Genomic DNA, 19,811 nt, shown 5'->3' on the forward strand with positions numbered 1-19,811 from the left:
CCAGCAGTGGTCAACCCGATTTGAACCCGGAGCTGCTAGAAGCGCAAGGGGTTCGACTCGCCTTTCGCCAACTTGCGCTGATTGAGATCGCGCTGGTCGCGCACGAATCTTGATACCGGCCAAGCGCCATTCTTATGCGCCAAGATTACCCAAATTTTTAGATTCACTGGCTTGTCACGCTGGTCAGGACTTTGATGGCCTAAACCGAGGGTTGGCCCAACATTTGTCAGGCGGTTCCCCAAGCCGCGGCGGAGACGCATTAAAGAAAAGCAGCCCGACGCCGATACTATGGTTCGTCCGAAACACAGCCGGTTAGCGGGAGAAAATGAGAGAAGAGTTTGAAGCTGTACGTAAGCCCCATGAGCTCGCTAGATCCAAGCATGGCTATTTAGATGCAGCAACTGAGCGTGAGTGGGTCCTCTGGCAAAGGGCTTGGCATGCAGCAATGTCAATTAGATGCCCAATACTCTCGCAGAAACCAGATACTGCGAATTTGACTGAAGAAGAAATTGATTTCGTCAAAAAGCTATTTGAATAGTTTACTGAACCTCCTCTGTAAAGCAGGTCGAGCACTATCGAGGATCTCTGCATCCGCAGAGGCCTTTTCGTTTCCGGCTCCACCACACCCATTGCCCTGATGGGAGTACCGTTGGGGCTGACCTACACAGAGTCCCCATCACTTTTGTTTCGGCAATGCGCAAATTGCGGGGGCTCATTCGTACCTGTATCCCGCTGGCCGTCTCCAAACGGCTTGTATATTTCTGAAGTAACCCTGGACTCAGTCGAGCTCGCCATAGGCTCAGCCACTTGGTTGACCGGTGCTGGGAACGTGGCGCTCGGTAGTTCCATATGGTTAAGCTTGGCGCCTGCAGAACTTGTATCGAGGTCAGTTACGCTACGCGGCTGAAATAGACAGCGGTCTGAAACCGCCGCGGGAGTTGTACTGGCCGGCTGATCATGAGACGTTCTCGCATCAGCTTCGGAACGTTCACTAGAGGTCAGGGCACCAGCCGTGTAATTCTCGTCTAGCCACGCTACCAACTGCACTGCGCGATAGGGTGGTCGCCCTGGAGCCGCTTCCAACCGTAGCGCAATGCGTTCCCTGTTCATGTCGTTGACTTGGAATCCACGCAGAACAAGATATTGATCAATAAAGTCTTCGACATCCCACGCCTCGGTGATCGAGGCGAAGATGCCCTCGATCTTTCCCGAGTAGCGCTTTTTATCTGAACGTTCCCAAGGCATGATCTAGACCCTTAATATCAGAATGATACTGTGGTGGCGTGCGGTGTGCTTGGCAATATTTCATTCTCGCGAGCGATTACTGGCCAATGACGGCTGAAGAAAGATCACCTGTCCTCGCCATGCCCTGCGCAGCTAATGTGTTGGGTTTTGCGTACCGAGGGGAAAGATTCCAGCGGACATTTGAGACTCCATGGCTCCGTGCTACTGTTCTAACAGCTGACAAGAGTTGAGCGTGCAACATCACGCTGAAAGATACGCCACATGCTATCGCTGCGAGTGTCCAGGCATCGCCATCACTCATCTGGCTTGCAGTGTGAAGCGTGACCCTTTTTACGCCGCCGAACACATAGTGGATTTCGTAAGTGTTAAGAGTTTGCACCTTCAGCTGGCTCCTATTCGGCAGTCGCTAGCCATGCTTAAGTTTCTGACCTATTAGGGGTTTTACCGCTCGACCGCTTAGGGGCCGACGCGCTCAGAAATAGATTGCGCAAATCTAAAAAAATTCAGTGCGGCCGCCTTTCCGCATAATCACTAGTCCCTGATCAGCTCGGCCTTCGCCGAGTTTCGTATATATCCCCCCGAAAGGGAGGAAGCTGAGATACCGAAGATGCCAGACAAACCAGACACTTGGGCGATAGCGCTTGCGTGGTTGAGCCAGCATTCGCCAATCCTCTATGCGGCTGCGTTGTCCTGCGCTATGGCCGTCCTGCGAATCACGTACGGTGGTGGCACAAGGCGCCAGATGATCGTAGAGGGCGCCATCTGTGGCTGCCTGGCCCTGACGATCATCAGCGGGCTTGAATTTTTCTCGCTGCCCCAGAGCATGGCGACATTCGTCGGTGGCTGGGTTGGTTTCCTTGGGGTGGAGAAGATCCGCTCCATTGCTGACCGGGTGACTGATTTCAAGCTTCCTGGCCGCAAGGCCGAGTAGCGCGCTACACGTTTCGCGCATCAGCAAATTGTGTCGCGACATGGGTCAAAACCACTACCACCTGGTGTATTGATCATGAAGCTGCTTGAGAGCGCCCTGATATAAGGAGGCATTGAGTTTAGACCTGAGCCTTCGCATGACGTCCTGAGCGGTAGAGCATACCTTCTCGGTGTTTCTCCCGGTTCGCTCCGCCCATGCAGATGCTGCCTTCAATACAGCTTTTTCATCAATGCATTGGGTCACCTGTTCATTTCCTTTTTGAACACAGCTGATCTTAGTTGAACGGGCGGGATGGGAAGAAATGAATCGACCAATGCCGCCAGCAGCTTTACTCGACCTGTCCGATCTTCCCGGCCTAGGAATGCGCCTGGTCCCTGCGCCAGAAGTGTGGGAATGGCTCCAGGCAGAGATCCTTGCCGACACCGGTAGCATTTACAATTTAGACCATGCCCACCTATTGGATGCAGACGTCCGGGTTATGTGGGCGTCGTCGAGCTTCAACAAGCAGGGCCGCACAGTCCTGGGCCAGGCCGAGCTAGTGGCGTTCCGTGCCGGTGGCTGGCAGAAGGCCCGGATGGAGCAGCAGATGTGTGATTGGTTCGGCGATGTGCCGAGCTTCATCATCACCTTGGCCGCCGATTACTGCGCCCAATGCAGCGATCTAGAGTTCTGCGCACTCATTGAACACGAGCTGTATCACCTAGCTCACGCGACCGACAAATACGGTCAACCAGCATTCACTCAAGACGGGAAGCCGAAGATCAAGCTTCGAGGCCACGACGTGGAAGAGTTCGTAGGTGTGGTCCGCCGCTACGGCGCTACGCCTGACGTTCAAGCTCTGGTGGATGCTGCAAACAACCCTGCTGAGGTGGGGAAACTGAACATAGCGAGGGCCTGCGGAACCTGTCTCCTCAAGTCGGCCTGACACTTGACCAGACTTTGACGGAATAAACCCATATGGCAGCCCTGAAAGATGAGGTAAAGCGCTTCATTGTGCAGTCCCTCGCCTGTTTCGATACGCCAAGCCAAGTGGCGCAAGCAGTCAAGGACACCTTCGGACTCGAGGTAAGCCGGCAGCAATGCGAGTTCTACGACCCCACGAAATACGCAGGGCGCGACTTAGCGCTGAAGTGGCGGACGGTGTTTGAGGACACTCGCAAGCGCTTCAGAGAAGAAACGGCAGAGATCCCCATCGCCAACCGAGCGTTTCGCCTTCGCGCCTTGAACCGCTTCGTGGAAAAGGCCGAGAGCATGAAGAACATCAGCCTCGCGATGCAGATCCTGGAGCAGGCGGCGAAAGAGACGGGCGATATGTACGTCAACCGCTCGCGCAAGGAAGAGCCGGACGACGAGCCGGCGGTTCCCACTCGTATCCAGGTGGACGTAGTGGATGCGAGGAAGCCGAATGCCGAGCCTTAACGTTCCCCAGGCTCAGTTCCTCACGTTGCCCAACAAGTTTCGCGCTTTCGTTGCTGGGTTCGGTTCTGGCAAGACCTGGGTGGGTTGCTCAGCACTGAGCAAGCACTTTATGGAATGGCCGAGCGTAAACGCTGGCTACTTCGCACCAACGTATCCCCAGATCCGAGACATCTTCTATCCGACCATGGATGAGGTGGCCTATGACTGGGGACTGAAGACCAAGATCAACCAGGCGAACCATGAGATTCACATCTACAGCGGTCGGCAGTACCGGGGAACGGTGATTTGCCGGTCGATGGAGAAGCCTCAAACCATCGTGGGCTTCAAAATCGGCCATGCGCTAGTGGATGAGCTGGATGTGCTGTCGTCCGTTAAGGCGCAGCAAGCTTGGCGAAAGATCATCGCGCGGATGCGGTATAGCGTTCCTGGGCTGAAGAACGGAGTAGACGTCACCACGACGCCTGAGGGCTTCAAATTCGTCTATCAGCAATTCGTAAAGCAGCTTCGCGAGAAACCAGCGCTAAGCGGCATGTACGGCTTGGTCCAGGCGAGCACATTCGACAATGAGTTGAATCTGCCAGACGACTACATCCCGTCGCTGATGGAGTCGTATCCCGAGCAACTGATCAGGGCCTACCTGAACGGCCAGTTCGTGAACCTGACATCTGGATCGGTGTATCACGCCTACGACCGCAAGCTGAACCAGTGCTTCGACACCGTGCAGCCTGGAGAGCCTCTGTTCATCGGTATGGACTTCAACGTCGGCAAGATGGCGGCGATTACCCACGTTAAGCGCGACCAGGGCCTGCCCAGAGCAGTCGATGAGCTGATAAATGGTTACGACACGCCGGACATGATCCGCCGCATCAAAGAGCGGTACTGGGAGCACAACGGTAACGACTTCAGGAAGACCTGCGAGATCCGAATCTACCCGGACGCCTCCGGTGATTCTCGCAAGTCGGTCAATGCCAGCATGACGGATATTGCCATGCTCAAGCAGGCCGGCTTCACGGTCATTGCTCCCGCGGCTAACCCACCAGTGAAAGACCGGATCAACGCCATGAACGCCATGTTCTGCAACGCCCAAGGCGAGCGGAGGTATTTGGTTAATCCGTTCAAATGCCCGACCTATGCCGACGGTCTGGAGCAACAGGTTTGGGCAGCCAATGGTGAGCCTGACAAAACACAAGGAAACGACCACGCCAACGACGGCGGCGGTTATTTCATTCACCGCGAATACCCGATCGTTAAACCGGTCACTTCAATGAAAATGGGATACGCCCGATGAGCAACGACGTCTCCTTCAAACGTGCGGATTATCTGGAGGCATTGGACCGCTGGGCGACCGTACGCGACGTCTGTGCCGGCCAGCACCGAGTAGTGGATCGTTTGCCGTATATCAACGCTCACGACAAGTCGCCGGAGAACGTGGACCGAAACAAGGCTTATCGCGAGAGAGCCGTGTTCAAGAACGCGACCGGGCACACGCGCAATGGGCTACTCGGTTTGGCGTTCCACAAAGACCCGACACTGACCGTTGCGCAGAAGCTTGAGTACCTTCAGGACAATGCCAACGGCTCCGGCGTCAGCATCTATCAGCACTCCCAAGGCACGCTAGAAAAGGTGCTTGAGGCTGGCCGGCATGGTCTGTACGTCGATTACCACCCCGATGATGGTATCGGCGGTCGGGCGGTCATTCTCTCGTACTGCGCCGAGGACATCATCAACTGGCGTACCGGCATGGTGAACGGTCGCAGTGTGCTCACCTTGGTTGTGCTGCGGGAGTGGCCCGAAATCGAAGATGGTTTCGGCTTCAAAGTGATCGAGCAATATCGAGAACTGGTCCTTGAGGCGGACGGTTTCGTCTGTCGTGTATGGCGAAGATCCGGGCCAAAGGGAGGCGGGCCGCTGGTTGTGATTGAGGAGTTCAAGCCTGCGGGCGGTAACGGACGCCTGAAGGAAATCCCGTTCACCTTTGTTGGTGCGCAGAACAACGACCCTAGCATTGACGAGTCGCCCCTGTACGACATCGCCATGATCAACCTCGGCCACTATCGGAACAGCGCTGACTACGAGGACAGCGTCTTCTGGTGTGGACAAGCTCAGCCCTGGATTTCCGGCCTGGATGAACAGTGGCGCGATTGGATGGAGACGAGCGGCGTCTATGTCGGTTCCCGCGCTCCGATGATGCTGCCAGTTGGTGGTGCCTTCGGCTATGCGCAGCCACAGCCGAACACGCTGGTGAAAGAGGCGATGGCCGACAAGAACCAAATGATGATCGAGCTCGGTGCTCGCATGGTTGTGGCGTCGCTCACAGCCAAAACAGCGACTGAATCCCGGGGCGACCAGTCTGCATCGACGTCGGTCCTAGCCGGTTGCGTGGCAAACGTCAGCGAAGCCTATACCCAGGCGATTATGTGGTGTTGCCAGTACATGGGGGTAAGTGATGCGAAGGTCAGCTATCAGATCAACCAAGAGTTCGTCGAGCTGACGGCTGATCCTCAGATGATCACCGCGCTGGTTGGGCTATGGCAGAACGGCGGCTTCGCCAAATCCGACCTACGAGCCTATCTCCGCAAATTGGGCCTTATCGCACCTGAACGCACCGATCAGCAGATTGACGGGGAGCTGCTGGAGCAGGCCGATGGCCTGGGCTTGGATGACGAGGAACAAATAGATGGCGGCAAACCAAGCGATCCTTGATGCCACGGTTCGGCACGCTGTCTTTCTCGAAAAGCTCAAGGCCGGAGAAGTCGGCAAATTCGCTCCGTTCCTCAAGGAGATCGACCGATCGATCCGCGACCGACTCACGCGTAGCGACCTCTCCGAATACAACGTCAGGCGTCTGGAGGCGCTGCTCAAGGAGGTCGATAGCCTGTTGCTGGGCATATTCGATCGCTTCAGCAATCAGCTGAACCTCGACTTAGTGGATATCGCCAATTACGAAGCCGAGTTCGAGGTGACAAGCCTTGCCAAATCGGCACCGGTCGGCGTGGCGTTAGACGTGGTTGCTCCGACAGCGGCTGCGATTCGTACAGCAGTGCTGACAAACCCTCTCAGCGTGCGCGGCACGGGTGGCGGAAAGCTGTTGAAAGCCTTTATCAAGGGTTGGACTGCGGCTGAGCGAGAGCGCGTCACTGGCGCGATACGCCAGGGCTTCTTCGAAGGGCTTACGAACTTCCAGATCATCCGCAACATTCGCGGTACCAAGGCGACGGACTACAAAGACGGCATTCTCGCAATCACCAATCGAAACGCGAGCACAGTGGTGCGCACAGCGATCCAGCATGTCTCGTCGCAGGCGCGCATGGAGGTGGCACGGGCCAATACGGACGTCGTGACGGAAGTCGAAATGGTTGCCACTCTGGATAGCAAGACAAGTCAGCAATGCCGATCCATGGATAAGCGGCGTTTCCCGGTCGATTCTGGGCCGCGTCCGCCGTTCCACCCGAACTGCCGAACCACATTCATCCTGCTGACCAAGCTCAGCGAAACCTTCGGTAAGGGCGCTACACGGGCCGCTGTGGGTGCGGACGGAGCCGGGCAGGTCAGTGCAAGCCTCGACTATTACCATTGGCTCCAGCAGCAGTCTGCTTCGTTTCAGGACGTGGCGTTAGGACCGGCGCGAGGCAAGCTCTTTCGTGAGGGCGGTCTGACCATCAAGCGTTTTGCGGAGTTGCAGCTAGATCGCAACTTCGCGCCTATGACGCTGGCCCGCATGAAAGAGTTGGAGCCGCTGGCGTTTGAAATGGCAGGTCTTTGAGGTAAGGAGGCGACGTCCTTGTTCGCCTGCCTTCATCTCGCCAAGTGACGGCAGTCGGATCTCACTGCCCAAAAATACTCAACACGACCCGCTCTAGCGGGTTTTTTTACGCCTGCGAAGCGGGCTATACGAACCCAAGGGGTGCCTCAACGTGGCAGAAGAAAACGAAATCGACCTAGAAAATCCGGCAATCAAGACCGCAATCGCGACTGCCGTGGAAGCCTCTGTGACCGGGTTGAAAACCAAGAACACCGAGTTACTGGGCAAGCTGAAGGAAACCACCAAAAAACTCAGCCAGTTCGAAACTCAGTTCGAAGGCCTGGACATCAACGCGGTGAAGGGGCTGTTAACCAAAGCCGGCGAGGATGAAGAAACGAAACTCCTCACCGAAGGCAAGATTGACGAAGTCTTTTCCAGGCGCACGGAGCGCTTGCGTGGCGACTTCGAAAAGCAACTAAAGGCGGAAAAGGAACGTGCTGACAAAGCCGAATCCTTCGCGAGCAAGTTCCGGGACAAGGTCTTGGGCGACTCCATCCGTTCTGCGGCCATCAAGGCTGGAGCGCTTCCTGAGGCAGCGGAGGATCTGATTCTGCGTGCCAAAGGGCAGTTCACGCTCAATGAAGAGGGCGAAGCAGTTGCGATCGATAAGGAAGGCCAGGTCATCCTTGGCAAAGACGGCAAGACCCCTCTGACGCCGCTCGAATGGGCGGAATCCTTGCGCGAAAGCGCACCTCATCTGTGGCCTAGGGCTTCAGGAACCAATGCCCCGGGCGGGGGTAGCGGTAATGCCGCGCTGAAACGCTCCGAAATGACGCCTTCGGCCAAGCGTGAGTTCATCACGAAGCACGGCCAGGACGCCTACCTGAAATTGCCTAAATAATGGAGTAACCCATGCCGACTACCGTCAACACGGACATGATCGTTTACAACGATCTTGCTCAGACCGCCTACCTGGAGCGCATCCAGGATGTGATCGATGTGTTCAACGCGTCTTCCAATGGCGCTCTGGTGCTGGATAACGAGCTGATCGAAGGTGACTTGCGCAAGCGTGCTTTCTACAAGCTCGGCGGCTCCATCGCACACCGTGACGTCAATTCGACTGCAACGGTGGCCGGCCAGAAGATCGGCTCTGGTGAGATGGTCGGTGTGAAGGTGCCGTTCAAGTACGGTCCTTACGAAACCACTGAAGAGGCGTTTAAGCGCCGAGCGCGTTCCCCGGAGGAGTTTTCCGAATTGGTGGGGATTGACTACGCCGATGCGGTTCTCGAAGGATTCATCCAGTACGCGATGGCAGCCCTGAAGGCTGCTATCGGTGCAAATCCGAACATGGTTGCCACTGCCAGCTTCGCCACCGATGGCAAGAAGGCGCTGACCAAAGGCATGCGCAAGTTTGGCGATCGCTTCGGTCGTATTGCGTTGTGGACCATGGACTCGGCGACCTACTTCGACATGGTCGATCAGGCCATTACCGAAAAGGTCTACGAAGAGGCGGGTGTGGTCATCTACGGCGGCCAACCTGGAACCATGGGCAAGCCCGTTCTGGTCTCGGACACGATCCCAGCGGAAACCATCTTCGGCCTGCAAGCCGGCGCGATCAAAATCACCGAGTCTCAAGCTCCGGGCTTCCGTTCGTACCCGATCAACACCCAGGAAAACTTGGCGATGGGCTTCCGCGCCGAAGGGACATTCAACCTGGACCTTCTGGGTTACAGCTGGAATGACTCTACCGGTGGTGTGAACCCTAACCTGGCTGCTATCGGAACCGGAGCTAACTGGATCAAGTACGCCACCAGCGACAAGGTTACCGCAGGCGTCTTGATCGACCTGTCCGCGCCTTAAAGGCGTTCACCTTTAGCCAGCGGCCTGTAACGGGCCGCTTTTGGAGAGCGACATGGAACTTACTTATTCGGCACAAACCAGGGACTTCGATCTGGACAAGCGTTATCGCAACCCCGTTTATTTCGAGAAGCCGGAGTCGGGCGTAACGAAGGTCACAGTGATCGGCGATTGGCCGGTCGTCGTCGATGCCTACAGGACCGCCAAGGTTCAAGTGGATGTTGTCGAAGCCGGTGGCGCAGTGGAAACAGAGCCGGCCAAAATGGGAGTGGCGGATCTGAGGAATTGGCTCACTGCCCAGGGCATTGAGTTTGATCCGAAGGCGCCGAAGGCTGAAATCGTAAAACACATTCCTGCGAGCTGATTCCATGACACTCATCATCGAGGACGGCACTGGTAAGCCTGATGCCGAAAGCTATTCGAGCGCTGAGGATTTAGTCCGTTACGCCGCGAAATTCGGCGTCGCCATCCCTGCGGATACCCCCGCGCAAGAAGCACTGCTTCGCCGGGCCGCCTTGGCGATGAATGGCATGGCCTGGAAAGGGCAGAAGATGTCTAGCGATCAGGCCCTGGCGTGGCCGCGCCGGGGTATTCAACTGGATTGTGAGATCAAGCCGAACGACTACCTTCCGGCGCGCATTCCTTACGGCCAAATGGCTCTCGCAGCGGAGATTCATCGCGACGACATCGATCCTATCGAGACGCGCAAGGGCGCGGTTATTCGGGAGCGGGTCGAAGGCGCCGTCGAGACTGAGTACGCGACGATTTCTAATACCAGCGGCAGGCTGCTTCCGGCTGCTCCGGATAGGCCAAGCCGCACGCAATTTGCGGACTACCTTCTCAAACGTGGGTTGTTCGCCGTAAGGGCTTAGCCGATGAGCGAGTTTTACGACCGGATGGCAGCAACGGCCTTACGGCTGATCACACAGTACGGCCAAGCAGTTACGCTGCGCGATGTTCAGCCTGGCGAATACGATCCTGACAATCCGGAAGGCGCGGAGGTCATCCTCGAGCAAATAGCCCAGGGCATCCTGCTCGATTTCACCGGCTTCGAGTTTCAAGCCGACACCCTGATAGTGCGTGGCGACAAGAAGCTGAAGATTGCGGCGTTGGGCTTGGATTGGAAGCCGAAGCCAATGATCACTGCCGAGATCCAGGGGAATACCTGGACGGTAATCAACGTTAAGGAGGTCAACCCAGCCGGCACGCCGCTGATATACGAATTGCAGGTCCGTTCATGAACACTTACGCAGGCCGGCAAGGCAGCTTTTCGCTCCAACTGGCCGAGTTTGCCAAACAGGCCCAAGAGGCGGTGGACGCTAGCCTTCGCGAGATCATCATTGAAATCGGTAACTCGCTGATTCGAATGTCTCCGGTAGATACCGGGCGATTCCGTGGCAATTGGCAGATGTCCATCGATGCGCCGCCGGAAGGGACGCTTGGAGTGGTTGATCCGACCGGAGCGGCAGCAACAGCACGCATCGCAGAAGGGTCGATTTTCTTCCGGGCAGGAACCACGGCGTTCATTGTGAACAATTTGCCTTATGCGATACCGCTAGAGTACGGCCATTCCGACCAAGCTCCGGGGGGAATGGTGCGAATCACTCAGGCGCGTTTCCAGCAAATTGTCCTGGAGGCCATCAGGAACCATAAAATATGAGCCACAACATCATCGCTGCAGCGTTAGAGTCGCGCCTGCTTGCCTGGGCCAAGGCTAGAGCCAAGCCAATGAAGGTCGTGGTGGAGAACGAGGCATATACGCCAGGCGCCGCCGAGACGTATCTCCGAGCCTTCACGCTGCCGTCAGTCACGGCCAGCAACACGCTAAGCGGCGATCACCGCCTCTATACCGGCGTGTTTCAGGTGAATATCGTGACGCCGTCCGGGAAGTACCGGACCGAGGCAAGCAGCATCGTGGATGAGTTGGCGGCTTTGTTCCCCTTGAATCTGCGAGTTGCTCGCGCCGGATTAGTCGTGTCAGTGATGACGCCGGTTGCGCCCGGCCCAGGAATTCCAGACGGCAACAGTTTCACGGTATCTGCTTCGTTCCAATATCGGTCCGACACCAACTGAGCGACGTCGCGCTAGAATCATCTCTGAATAGACGTAATCGGGACTCCTCCATGGATGATGCAACGAAGGCGCGCCTGCAGTGGCTGGATGAGTCAGCCGACGATCATGGTTGGAACAACCGTGAGGAGATCAACGCTAGCGAAAAATGCATTTGCAGCGCCTGCGGCCAATGGTCGAAACCGGACCAAATCACGAAGTGGCACAACGAGAAACATGCCTGTTGTCCTCATTGTGGGCTGACCGGTGTCGTCGTTGGCTCCGCATCAGGACTGCCCCTTGAGGAATACGAGAGCTGTCGAATTCCTGAGTAGCAGTCCATCCAAATTCGCCCGTTGGGCAAACCCTGAACCCGCCATTGAGCGGGTTCTGTCATTTCTAAACAGAGGGAAATACATGAGCGCCATTCTCCCCAACGGCTCCATCCTTGAAATTGCTGCCACATTCAGCCCACCGACTCCAGTGACCGCCATCAGTAACGCTAACCCTGCGGTGGCAAATGCCGCTGCGCACGGCCTGTCGAATGGCGACATTTTGGTGGTTACTTCGGGTTGGACTCGCCTGAACGACAAGGTTGTTCGTGTCGCCGGTTCTGATGCCGGCTCGTTCGAACTGGAAGGCATCAACACCACCAACACCACGGTCTATACCGCTGGAGCGGGGGCAGGGGCTGTCCGTGTTGCGAGTGGTTGGGCGCAAATCAGCCAAGTCACCGACAGCAACAGCTCTGGCGGTGAACAGCAGTTCACCACCTTCGGCTTCCTTGAAGAGTCGGACGACCGTCAACTGCCGACAACGAAGTCTCCGATCAGCATGGCTATCACCGTTGCTGATGACCCATCGCTTCCTTACGTTGCGGTTTGTGAGGCGGCTGATGAAGATCGCGAGCCTCGCGTTGTGCGGCTGACTTTGCCCAATGGCTCCGTCATCTACTACCACGCATACGTGTCGATCACGTCTACTCCGACATTGTCCCGGAACAGCATCATGACCCGGACTGTCACGCTGTCTCTGGCCGCTCGCCCAACCCGATACGCTGCGGCGGTATAAGCCATGGCAAAGATCAAGATTGCTCAAAACCCGACCTTCAAAACGAAGGTCGCCATCCCGCGCGTGGGCGCTGATCCGGTCAGCGTTGAGTTCGAATTTAAGTATCTGGATCGCCTGGCCCTGGCTGCTCACTTCGACAAGTGGAACGCCGTCCGTGAGGATCATGCGACGAAGGTCCAGGAGGACGGTCTCTCTTGGCATGAGGCCACGGTGGCAGAAATAGACATCCAGGTCGGCCAGCTCAAGGACATCATTGCCGATTGGGCCTTTGACGAGAAGCTGTCGGATGAGTCGCTGACAGCGCTTGTCACCACCTGCGTTGGCGCACCGCAGGCGGTGCTTTCTGCCTACCAAAACGCCTATCAGTCGGCCCGCTTGGGAAACTGACCGGCGCCGCTCGCGTCATGTACGAGCCGGGGCCATCCGAGGCAGCCCTAGCAGCCTTCGGCATGACGTTAGACGACATTCCCGAGACTGAATACGAGGTTTGGCCGGACAACTGGCGGGCTTTCCTGCTGTTCGAGGCAATGTCGACTCAGTGGCGAACGGGAATGGGCGGAGCCTCTGGCTTGGACTACAGCGCACTCCCGCCAGTGGCAAGCATGCTGGGCATAACGCGGCGCGAATTATCAGAAGCCTTCCACGACATCCGTGTCATGGAAGCAGAAGCCATGCTCGTGATGAGCGAATCGAAATAACGGAGCCTGAATGACTTCTATTGCTGAACTCGGCATCAAGGTTGATTCGACTGATGCTGCGCAAGCGAGCTCCGATCTCGATAAGCTCACCGCTGCGGGTGCCCGCGCAGAAAAAGCCGCTGAGGGTGTTGCCAAGGGCGCGGACAAGGCATCGGAATCGATCAAGAAGCAGAAGGATGAGCTGAGCGAGCTCCTCGGCGAGATTGATCCGACGGTGAAGGCCCTAGGACGGCTGGACGAGCTTGAAAGCAGGCTAGCGAAGCAGAAGAAGCTCGGCGCGCTCGATGCAGCCACCTTTAGCGAGTATCAGGCCAAGATTGAGCAGTCTCGGGCGAGCCTCGGGGGCTTCGACGACTCGCTCACTCGCACCGGTAACACGGCTAAGCAGACGGCTGCTGCGTTGCGTGGAGTCCCTGCTCAATTCACTGATATCGTCGTGTCGCTCCAGGGCGGTCAGTCTCCGATGACTGTCCTGCTCCAGCAAGGCGGCCAACTCAAGGATATGTTCGGCGGCATTGGTCCCGCCGCGCGAGCCCTAGGCGGATACATCCTTGGCCTTGTTAATCCCTTCACGGTTGCCGCTGCGGCTGTTGCTACCCTCGGATACGCTTTCGTTTCAGGCAGTGAAGAGGCGGTCGAGTTTCAGAAATCGATCATCCTTACCGGAAACGCTGCGGGCACTTCGGCTGACACTCTGTCCAACATGGCGCAACAGGTGGCCGCAACCGTCGGCACAACTGGCGCAGCGTCGGAGGTACTGGCAAAGCTTGCTAGCAGCGGCAAGATTGCGAGCAGCAGTTTTGAAGGGGTTGCGACCGCGGCGCTGGAAATGGAAAAGGCCACTGGCCGGGCCGTGGAGGAAACGATCGCCGAGTTCGTGAAGATCGGAAAAGACCCAGTCGCAGCCGCGAAAGAGCTCAACGATCAATACAACTTCCTGACGGCAACGACGTATGCGCAAATCGTCGCGCTGAAAGAGCAGGGCGACACTATCGGCGCGGCCAAACTGCTGACCGACACCTATGTCGATACCATCAAGAGTCGTAGCAGTGAGGTCACGGAAAACCTCTCAATCTGGGAGCGTGGATGGAAAAGCCTAAAGGGAGAAATCTCGGCCACGGCTGATGCCATAAAAAACATCGGACGTGATCAGACCCTGGCTAGCCAGATCACCGAGGCGCAGCAACGTGTGGCAGCGGCCCAGAGTGCCCTAAATGGCATGCCGGACGACACCGATGCCCAGGCCAAGCTGACCAATTCAAAGCTGGAACTGGAGTTTCTCATCCAGCAGAAGAACACCCAGGACGCCATCGCCAAAGCTCAGGGGTTGAGCGCACAGAGACAGCGTGAAGGCATCGACGCGAGAATCCGCGTGAAGGCTATCAGTGACTCCAGCCTTTCCAGCGAGGAGAAGCGCAACGACCTTATCAAGGAGTACAAGCGGGAGGTCGAGGCGCTGCGCAGGGCAAACCCCGACGACCCGCTGGTTCAGGAAGCCGTCGTAGCGAAGACAATCCAGAATATTCGGGACCGGAACAAAGACCCGAAAACCGCGACGTCGTCCATCAACCTCACCGACTTCAACGACTCGAAAAATCAGCTAACGCTGATCCTCAGCGAATACAAGAGCGCTCAGAGGGAGCTGGAAGCAGCGCAGAAAGCCGGCCTGCTCACACAGGAAGACTATCTGCTCAAGCGTAAAGCCCTTATCGGCAATGAGCGGGATGAGGTAACCGCAGCTTACCAGGCGGAGATCGCAGCTCTCGAGGCATCGAAGAGCCAAGCCAGCACTACAGCCGCCCAGCGCATTCAGTTGGACCAAAAAATTGCCGATGCCAAAGCCAGCATGATCAAGGCGCAAAAGGAGGCTGACAGCGAGCTTGAGGTGATCGCGACGAATGAGCAGGGGAGGCTTGCGAAGCAGGCCCAGGCCATCAAATCCTATACCGACGCGTTGGATCAGCAGAACGCCGCCCTGCGCCGTGCTGGAAGCCGTGCCGCAGACGGAGTCGGGCTTGGCGACCGCCAGAATGCGATCAATAGCGAGCTGAACGGCATCGCTGATCGTGCGAATCAGCAACGCTTAGATCTGGCTCGAGATAAGGCCGACCAGGCGCGAAACATGAGCGCTGAGGAATACAGAGCCAAGCTGGACGCGATCAATCGAAGCGAACGGGAGATGAGCGAAACCGTGCTCAGCAACTACGAGCAGTTGTCTGAAGCTCAGGGAAACTGGAGAAACGGCGCAACATCTGCGTTCAGCAACTATCTGGACAGCGCGCGTGATGTGGCCGGGCAAACCAAAAGCCTATTCACCAATGCTTTTAGCTCCATGGAAGATGCTCTGGTCAGCTTCGCCATGACTGGGAAGCTGTCATTCTCGGACTTCGCAAAGTCGGTATTGGCTGACATGGCTCGTATGGCTGCCAGAGCGGCTACGTCCTCTGCGCTCAGTTCGTTGTTTGGCATCGCTGCATCCGCTGTTGGCTCCTATTTCGGCGGCCCTGCTTCCGCCGGCTCGACGCAGGCTGGTTACTCCGGTGATCTGTCGGGCTTCACTCCGGGAAGCATTCAGGCCAAGGGTGGTGCGTGGTCTGGGGGCGTGCAGATGTTTGCCGACGGTGGGGCTTTCACCAATTCGGTAGTCAGCAAGCCGACCGCCTTCGGTATGGCTGGCGGAGAGACCGGAATCATGGGTGAAGCCGGGCCGGAGGCAATCATGCCGCTGACTAGGACAGCAGGTGGCAAGCTCGCCGTGATGGCGGTAGGTCGCGGCCAGAGTTCCAGCACCAACCAAGTGGTAATTCAGCAAAACATCGCCGTGCCGGATGGGCAGGGTGCTGGAGGCGCTGATGAGACCAGCAGTCAGGCCGTTGCCCAAGCTTACGCCCGGGCGGCCAAGCAGGGCGCTCAAGAGCAAATTGCTCGCGACTTGAGGCCTGGCGGCCAAATCTGGCAAGCCATCAACAAACGGTAATCCCCGCTTCGGCGGGGTTTTTTTTAGGAACATACCGCATGGAAACTTTCACCTGGGCTCCGGATAAAGAGCCTTCCGGTACGGTGAGTTTTCGCCGCAAGTCAGCAAAATTTGGCGACGGATACGAGCAGGTCGCTGAGGACGGGATGAACAATAAAACCCAGTCTTGGCCGCTGACATTCACCGGACCAAAGTCACGGATCGCTGAGATCAGGGCATTCCTGGATGCGCATAAAGGCGCTACGGCTTTTAGCTGGACGGAGCCTTTCGGGGAGTCATTGCTGGTGCGGTGCAGCGAGTATCAACCTCGGCATGCAGGCGGTGGTGTTTACCGGCTGGCCGCAACTTTTGAACAGGCATTTCACCCATGAGCATTGTCCCGATCAACATCGGTGGAGGCGCTAACGACGGGGCAGGTCAGAGTCTCCGCTCGGGCGGGGAGACCATCAATTCCAATTTTGCAGAACTCGATGTTCGGACAACTGCTGCACAGCTGGCCGCTGATAAAGCGGGTGAGACAGCCTCGCTCGCTGGGGAAGCAGCAACGGACGCCAGAGCCAGAGCTGACGCAGCCCAGGCGAAGGCTGACGCAGTCGCTGCCGAAAAGGGACAACCCAATGGGATTGCCACTTTGGATGACAGCGGCACCGTCCCTGCCAGACAGTTGCCCAGTTACGTCGATGATGTACTGGAGTTCGAAAGCGAGTCCGCTTTTCCAGCTACAGGCGAAACAGGGAAAATCTATGTCGCCGCTGACTCCAATGATCAGTACCGCTGGAGCGGCACCCAATACATTCTCCTCTCCGCATCGCCCGGCTCAACTGATGCCGTCCCGGAGGGTAGCGTCAATAAATATTGGACCAATGCCAGAACCGTTGCGAGCGTGCTCACCGGACTCCTCACGACAAACCCGGCTGTGGTGGCTGCAACAGACACTATCCTTGCCGCCATAGGAAAGCTGCAACGGCAAATCAGCGATGCAGTAGCCTCGCTCGGGAATAAGGCCGCGAAAGGGGCCAATAGCGATATCACCTCGTTATCAGGACTAACCACGGCGCTCTCTATTGCCCAGGGCGGTACAGGGGCGACTACGCTCGCAGCCGCTCAAGCTGCACTTGGGATCAACTCAGCGATCAATCTTCCTACCGGGACGAACCTCAACAATATTCAGGCCACAGGCTTCTACATGCAGCAGGCGAACGCTAACGCGACGTTGGCCCTGAATTACCCTGTCGCAGCCGCAGGATCACTTATCAGCGTGCAGCTCGGAAGCAGCATCACCACTCAGACGTACACCGTGTACAACACTGGTGAGCAATACGTGCGGTCCAGGTACGTAGCTGCCTGGAGCGATTGGAGATTGACCATCACTGACGCGACTGTGGGATTTGCCTATGCCTACCCGAACGGCGGAACAGAAGCAGCTCCCGCAACGGTGACAATCAACAGCCGTTACACGGTAGCCAACCCGTTCCCTGGGCATGAAGTTATCGTACAGGCGGAGATCCTGATAGGAGGCAAGTGGGGCGATGCTGGTTGGTTCTACAGCTCTGGCGGCTACGGCACCAAGGGCTCACAACTGGACTTGAACACCTTGGTCGTTCAGACGGGGGCTACCCGGGTGAGCTACACATCCAACGCCAGTGGCGACCCCTTTGGACAAACAGCCACAGGACTGACGTCCGCGACTTGTCGCTTAAAAGTCTGGAGAGTCCATGCATGACCTTGTGCGTTTACGCTGAGATTGGCAGCAATTTTCAACAGGTGGGTGGGGACTGCCCTAATGGTTGGATTCAAATGAATGGTCAGCGTCCCGATGACAAAAACACCCTGCTTTACACCGCATCGGAGAAAGGCGAGTGGGTTATCTCCGATAGGACGCTGCTAGAGATCCGGATGAAAAGGGAAGCGGATTGGGCATCGTCCGAGATGGTCGTTGTGGCCGAACAACTCGTGATGCTTGAAGACTCTGACCCTGCCGCCTTGCCTGGGACAGATCGCCAATGGCGGGATTATCGAATCGCGCTCAGAGCCTGGAAGGAAGGGCACCCTGACTTCCCAGACGAAGCAAAGCGCCCAAAACGGCCCATCTGATCTCCACTCGCCTGATTTGAATTTTTCCTGAGGACACTCTATGCCGATTACGGCTGATATCCAGACGCTGGAGCCTGGCGCTTGGGTGGAGCTTTTTGAGCTCGATGCAACGATGCTGGGCGCTGAGCTTTACCGCTTCCATGGCTACCCACAGCAGTCCTCGATATTTTGGCAGGGCAAAGAGTATTCGCCTTGGCCGATCAAAGCTGAAGGCTTCGAGATGACGGGGCAGGGGACGCAACCGACGCCGACTCTTTCCGTGGGCAACGTTGGCGGCTTTATCACAGCGTTGGTTTTGTATTTCGAAGATCTCGTCGGCGCGAAACTGATTCGCCATCGAACCTTGGGCAGGTATCTCGATGGGCAGCCCGAAGCGGACCCAGAGGAAGAACTTCCACCAGATATTTGGTATGTCGAGCGCAAGGCTGCCGAGGACAACGAAGTCGTCCAGTTCGAACTGGCGACGGCCCTGGATTTCGCTGGAGTTCAACTGCCTCGACGACAGATCGTAGCCAATGTGTGCTGGTGGCTTTCCTGTGGCGGGTACCGAGGTCCATATTGCGGCTACAACGGGCCACCCGTCGCGGACGAGAACGATGTCATCGTCACTGACGCCGCCAAGGATAAGTGCGGCGGTCGCCTGACTAGCTGCAAGCTACGTTTCGGCGAAAATAACCCCCTCCCATATGGCTCTTTCCCCGCTGCGGGGCTGCTCCGGACATGATCTATGAACAAAGCAAACAGAGCGGCAATCGAGGCACACGCCATCGACGAGTATCCGCGCGAGGCGTGTGGGCTGTTGGTGAGGGTAGGCCGGAAAGAGATCTACGTTCCATGCCGCAACATCGCCTCGACGCCGAACGAGCATTTCCGCTTGGCGCCTGAGGATTACGCAGCCGCTGAAGACAGGGGCGACATTTTCGCGGTGGTACACAGCCATCCCGATTATCCTGCCACACCGAGTGAGGCTGATCGCGTCTCCTGCGAAGCGTCGGGCTTGCCCTGGCACATTCTCGAAGTGCGAAAAGGCGATGACGGTGTAGTGCGAGCTGGGAATTTGATGAGCTTCGCGCCGGTTGGGTATCAGGCACCTCTGATTGGCCGCAAGTTTGTCCACGGTGTGCATGATTGTCTCAGCATCATCCTGGACTTTTACCGTCGTGAGATGGGTATCGATCTTGGCAGCTATGAGCGGGAAGACGGTTGGTGGGATAAGGGCGGCAATCTCTATCTCGAAAATTTGCCCGCGGCGGGCTTCGAAAAAATACCCGTACCGCAACATGGCGACATCGTGTTGATGCAGATCCGTTCACCGGTGCCCAACCATGCGGGGATATACCTGGCCGACGGTGTGCTGAGGAGTGAGCCAGAGCACTACCCGGCGCCCGGATCGATTCTTCATCACCTCTACAACCGCGACAGCAAGCGGGATGTGTACGGCGGGTACTGGTCTGAAGTCACCGTTGGTTACTGGCGTCACCGGGACGCAAAACCTTTGCTAAAACAGCCCTGAAATCCTAACGAGGTCATCGTTTATGGTGGGCCATGGCAGGACATGGTTAAAGGTCATCGACCCACCTGCCCGGGTTGATTGCAAATTTTTCGTGAGCTGTCAAATAGCTTGGCATTTCGCTTCATCTTCCAATCATGTGAGCGAAGCATCGCGTTACTACATCGCGATTCGTTGCGGTGCTGGGATTCGTACACCGGCCAACCGGTGATATCTTG

The 19,811-nt window shown here is 57.0% G+C and carries 25 protein-coding genes; 23 read left to right on the forward strand and 2 right to left on the reverse strand.

What is annotated here, in order from left to right:
* Window positions 1-660 precede the first annotated feature (660 nt).
* Both J3P90_RS08615 and J3P90_RS08620 read right to left on the reverse strand, forming a co-directional pair.
* Window positions 661-1,245 (reverse strand): hypothetical protein, encoded by a 585-nt coding sequence (locus J3P90_RS08615; protein WP_434676126.1) that lies wholly within the window; start codon window positions 1,243-1,245, stop codon window positions 661-663.
* Window positions 1,246-1,321: 76 nt separating this feature from the next.
* Window positions 1,322-1,624, reverse strand: coding sequence for a DUF6555 family protein (locus tag J3P90_RS08620; protein WP_434676127.1), 303 nt, complete (start codon window positions 1,622-1,624; stop codon window positions 1,322-1,324).
* A gap of 219 nt (window positions 1,625-1,843) precedes the next feature.
* Here J3P90_RS08620 and J3P90_RS08625 point away from each other — a divergent pair, with 219 nt between their 5' ends.
* The 23 genes from J3P90_RS08625 (at window position 1,844) to J3P90_RS08735 (ending at window position 19,596) form a co-directional block, all read left to right on the forward strand.
* Window positions 1,844-2,176, forward strand: a complete 333-nt coding sequence (locus J3P90_RS08625; protein ID WP_434611633.1) for a phage holin, lambda family — start codon at window positions 1,844-1,846, stop codon at window positions 2,174-2,176.
* 301 nt (window positions 2,177-2,477) lie between these two features.
* A complete protein-coding gene (locus tag J3P90_RS08630; RefSeq protein ID WP_434676128.1) occupies window positions 2,478-3,101 on the forward strand; it encodes a putative metallopeptidase in 624 nt (207 codons plus the stop codon).
* A gap of 32 nt (window positions 3,102-3,133) precedes the next feature.
* Window positions 3,134-3,595: a DUF2280 domain-containing protein gene (locus J3P90_RS08635; protein WP_420765718.1), complete on the forward strand. Its 462-nt coding sequence runs from the start codon at window positions 3,134-3,136 to the stop codon at window positions 3,593-3,595.
* Complete coding sequence (locus J3P90_RS08640; RefSeq protein ID WP_434676129.1) at window positions 3,582-4,883, forward strand: terminase large subunit domain-containing protein; 1,302 nt, start codon at window positions 3,582-3,584, stop codon at window positions 4,881-4,883. The genes J3P90_RS08635 and J3P90_RS08640 overlap by 14 nt, the downstream gene beginning before the upstream one ends.
* Complete coding sequence (locus J3P90_RS08645; protein ID WP_434676130.1) at window positions 4,880-6,298, forward strand: DUF4055 domain-containing protein; 1,419 nt, start codon at window positions 4,880-4,882, stop codon at window positions 6,296-6,298. Before J3P90_RS08640 ends, J3P90_RS08645 begins: the two co-directional genes overlap by 4 nt.
* Entirely contained in the window at window positions 6,273-7,358 is a 1,086-nt protein-coding gene (locus tag J3P90_RS08650) for a minor capsid protein (RefSeq protein ID WP_434676131.1), read from the forward strand. The genes J3P90_RS08645 and J3P90_RS08650 overlap by 26 nt, the downstream gene beginning before the upstream one ends.
* Window positions 7,359-7,509: 151 nt before the next feature.
* A complete protein-coding gene (locus J3P90_RS08655; protein ID WP_434676132.1) occupies window positions 7,510-8,238 on the forward strand; it encodes a hypothetical protein in 729 nt (242 codons plus the stop codon).
* 11 nt (window positions 8,239-8,249) lie between these two features.
* Window positions 8,250-9,197 (forward strand): major capsid protein, encoded by a 948-nt coding sequence (locus tag J3P90_RS08660; protein ID WP_434676133.1) that lies wholly within the window; start codon window positions 8,250-8,252, stop codon window positions 9,195-9,197.
* Window positions 9,198-9,249: 52 nt separating this feature from the next.
* Window positions 9,250-9,558 carry a hypothetical protein gene (locus tag J3P90_RS08665; RefSeq protein WP_434676134.1) on the forward strand — a complete coding sequence of 103 codons (309 nt, stop codon included), beginning with the start codon at window positions 9,250-9,252 and terminating at the stop codon, window positions 9,556-9,558.
* 4 nt (window positions 9,559-9,562) lie between these two features.
* Complete coding sequence (locus J3P90_RS08670; protein WP_030141970.1) at window positions 9,563-10,066, forward strand: DnaT-like ssDNA-binding protein; 504 nt, start codon at window positions 9,563-9,565, stop codon at window positions 10,064-10,066.
* 3 nt (window positions 10,067-10,069) lie between these two features.
* Window positions 10,070-10,435: a hypothetical protein gene (locus tag J3P90_RS08675; RefSeq protein ID WP_434676135.1), complete on the forward strand. Its 366-nt coding sequence runs from the start codon at window positions 10,070-10,072 to the stop codon at window positions 10,433-10,435.
* Window positions 10,432-10,854: an HK97 gp10 family phage protein gene (locus J3P90_RS08680; protein ID WP_030141968.1), complete on the forward strand. Its 423-nt coding sequence runs from the start codon at window positions 10,432-10,434 to the stop codon at window positions 10,852-10,854. The genes J3P90_RS08675 and J3P90_RS08680 overlap by 4 nt, the downstream gene beginning before the upstream one ends.
* On the forward strand, window positions 10,851-11,267 hold the full coding sequence (locus J3P90_RS08685) for a phage tail terminator-like protein (RefSeq protein ID WP_030141967.1): 417 nt from the start codon (window positions 10,851-10,853) through the stop codon (window positions 11,265-11,267). Before J3P90_RS08680 ends, J3P90_RS08685 begins: the two co-directional genes overlap by 4 nt.
* Window positions 11,268-11,317: 50 nt before the next feature.
* Window positions 11,318-11,578: a hypothetical protein gene (locus J3P90_RS08690; protein WP_434676136.1), complete on the forward strand. Its 261-nt coding sequence runs from the start codon at window positions 11,318-11,320 to the stop codon at window positions 11,576-11,578.
* An 82-nt stretch (window positions 11,579-11,660) separates the two neighbouring features.
* On the forward strand, window positions 11,661-12,314 hold the full coding sequence (locus J3P90_RS08695) for a phage tail protein (protein ID WP_434676137.1): 654 nt from the start codon (window positions 11,661-11,663) through the stop codon (window positions 12,312-12,314).
* 3 nt (window positions 12,315-12,317) lie between these two features.
* A complete protein-coding gene (locus tag J3P90_RS08700) occupies window positions 12,318-12,701 on the forward strand; it encodes a phage tail assembly chaperone (protein ID WP_434676138.1) in 384 nt (127 codons plus the stop codon).
* 62 nt (window positions 12,702-12,763) lie between these two features.
* Entirely contained in the window at window positions 12,764-13,012 is a 249-nt protein-coding gene (locus tag J3P90_RS08705; RefSeq protein ID WP_030141964.1) for a DUF1799 domain-containing protein, read from the forward strand.
* A 10-nt stretch (window positions 13,013-13,022) separates the two neighbouring features.
* On the forward strand, window positions 13,023-15,989 hold the full coding sequence (locus J3P90_RS08710) for a phage tail tape measure protein (RefSeq protein WP_434676139.1): 2,967 nt from the start codon (window positions 13,023-13,025) through the stop codon (window positions 15,987-15,989).
* Between the two features lie 38 nt (window positions 15,990-16,027).
* On the forward strand, window positions 16,028-16,360 hold the full coding sequence (locus J3P90_RS08715; RefSeq protein ID WP_434676140.1) for a phage tail protein: 333 nt from the start codon (window positions 16,028-16,030) through the stop codon (window positions 16,358-16,360).
* Window positions 16,357-17,712: a hypothetical protein gene (locus J3P90_RS08720; RefSeq protein WP_434676141.1), complete on the forward strand. Its 1,356-nt coding sequence runs from the start codon at window positions 16,357-16,359 to the stop codon at window positions 17,710-17,712. Before J3P90_RS08715 ends, J3P90_RS08720 begins: the two co-directional genes overlap by 4 nt.
* Window positions 17,709-18,083 carry a hypothetical protein gene (locus J3P90_RS08725; protein WP_434676142.1) on the forward strand — a complete coding sequence of 125 codons (375 nt, stop codon included), beginning with the start codon at window positions 17,709-17,711 and terminating at the stop codon, window positions 18,081-18,083. Before J3P90_RS08720 ends, J3P90_RS08725 begins: the two co-directional genes overlap by 4 nt.
* 40 nt (window positions 18,084-18,123) lie before the next feature.
* The gene (locus J3P90_RS08730) at window positions 18,124-18,807 is read left to right on the forward strand and encodes a phage minor tail protein L (protein ID WP_165887413.1); all 684 of its coding nucleotides are present in this window, start codon (window positions 18,124-18,126) and stop codon (window positions 18,805-18,807) included.
* A 3-nt stretch (window positions 18,808-18,810) separates the two neighbouring features.
* A complete protein-coding gene (locus J3P90_RS08735; protein WP_434676143.1) occupies window positions 18,811-19,596 on the forward strand; it encodes a C40 family peptidase in 786 nt (261 codons plus the stop codon).
* The last annotated feature ends 215 nt before the right edge of the window (window positions 19,597-19,811 follow it).

It is taken from the genome of Pseudomonas sp. D3-10 (genome assembly GCF_051132175.1).
GTDB lineage: Bacteria > Pseudomonadota > Gammaproteobacteria > Pseudomonadales > Pseudomonadaceae > Aquipseudomonas.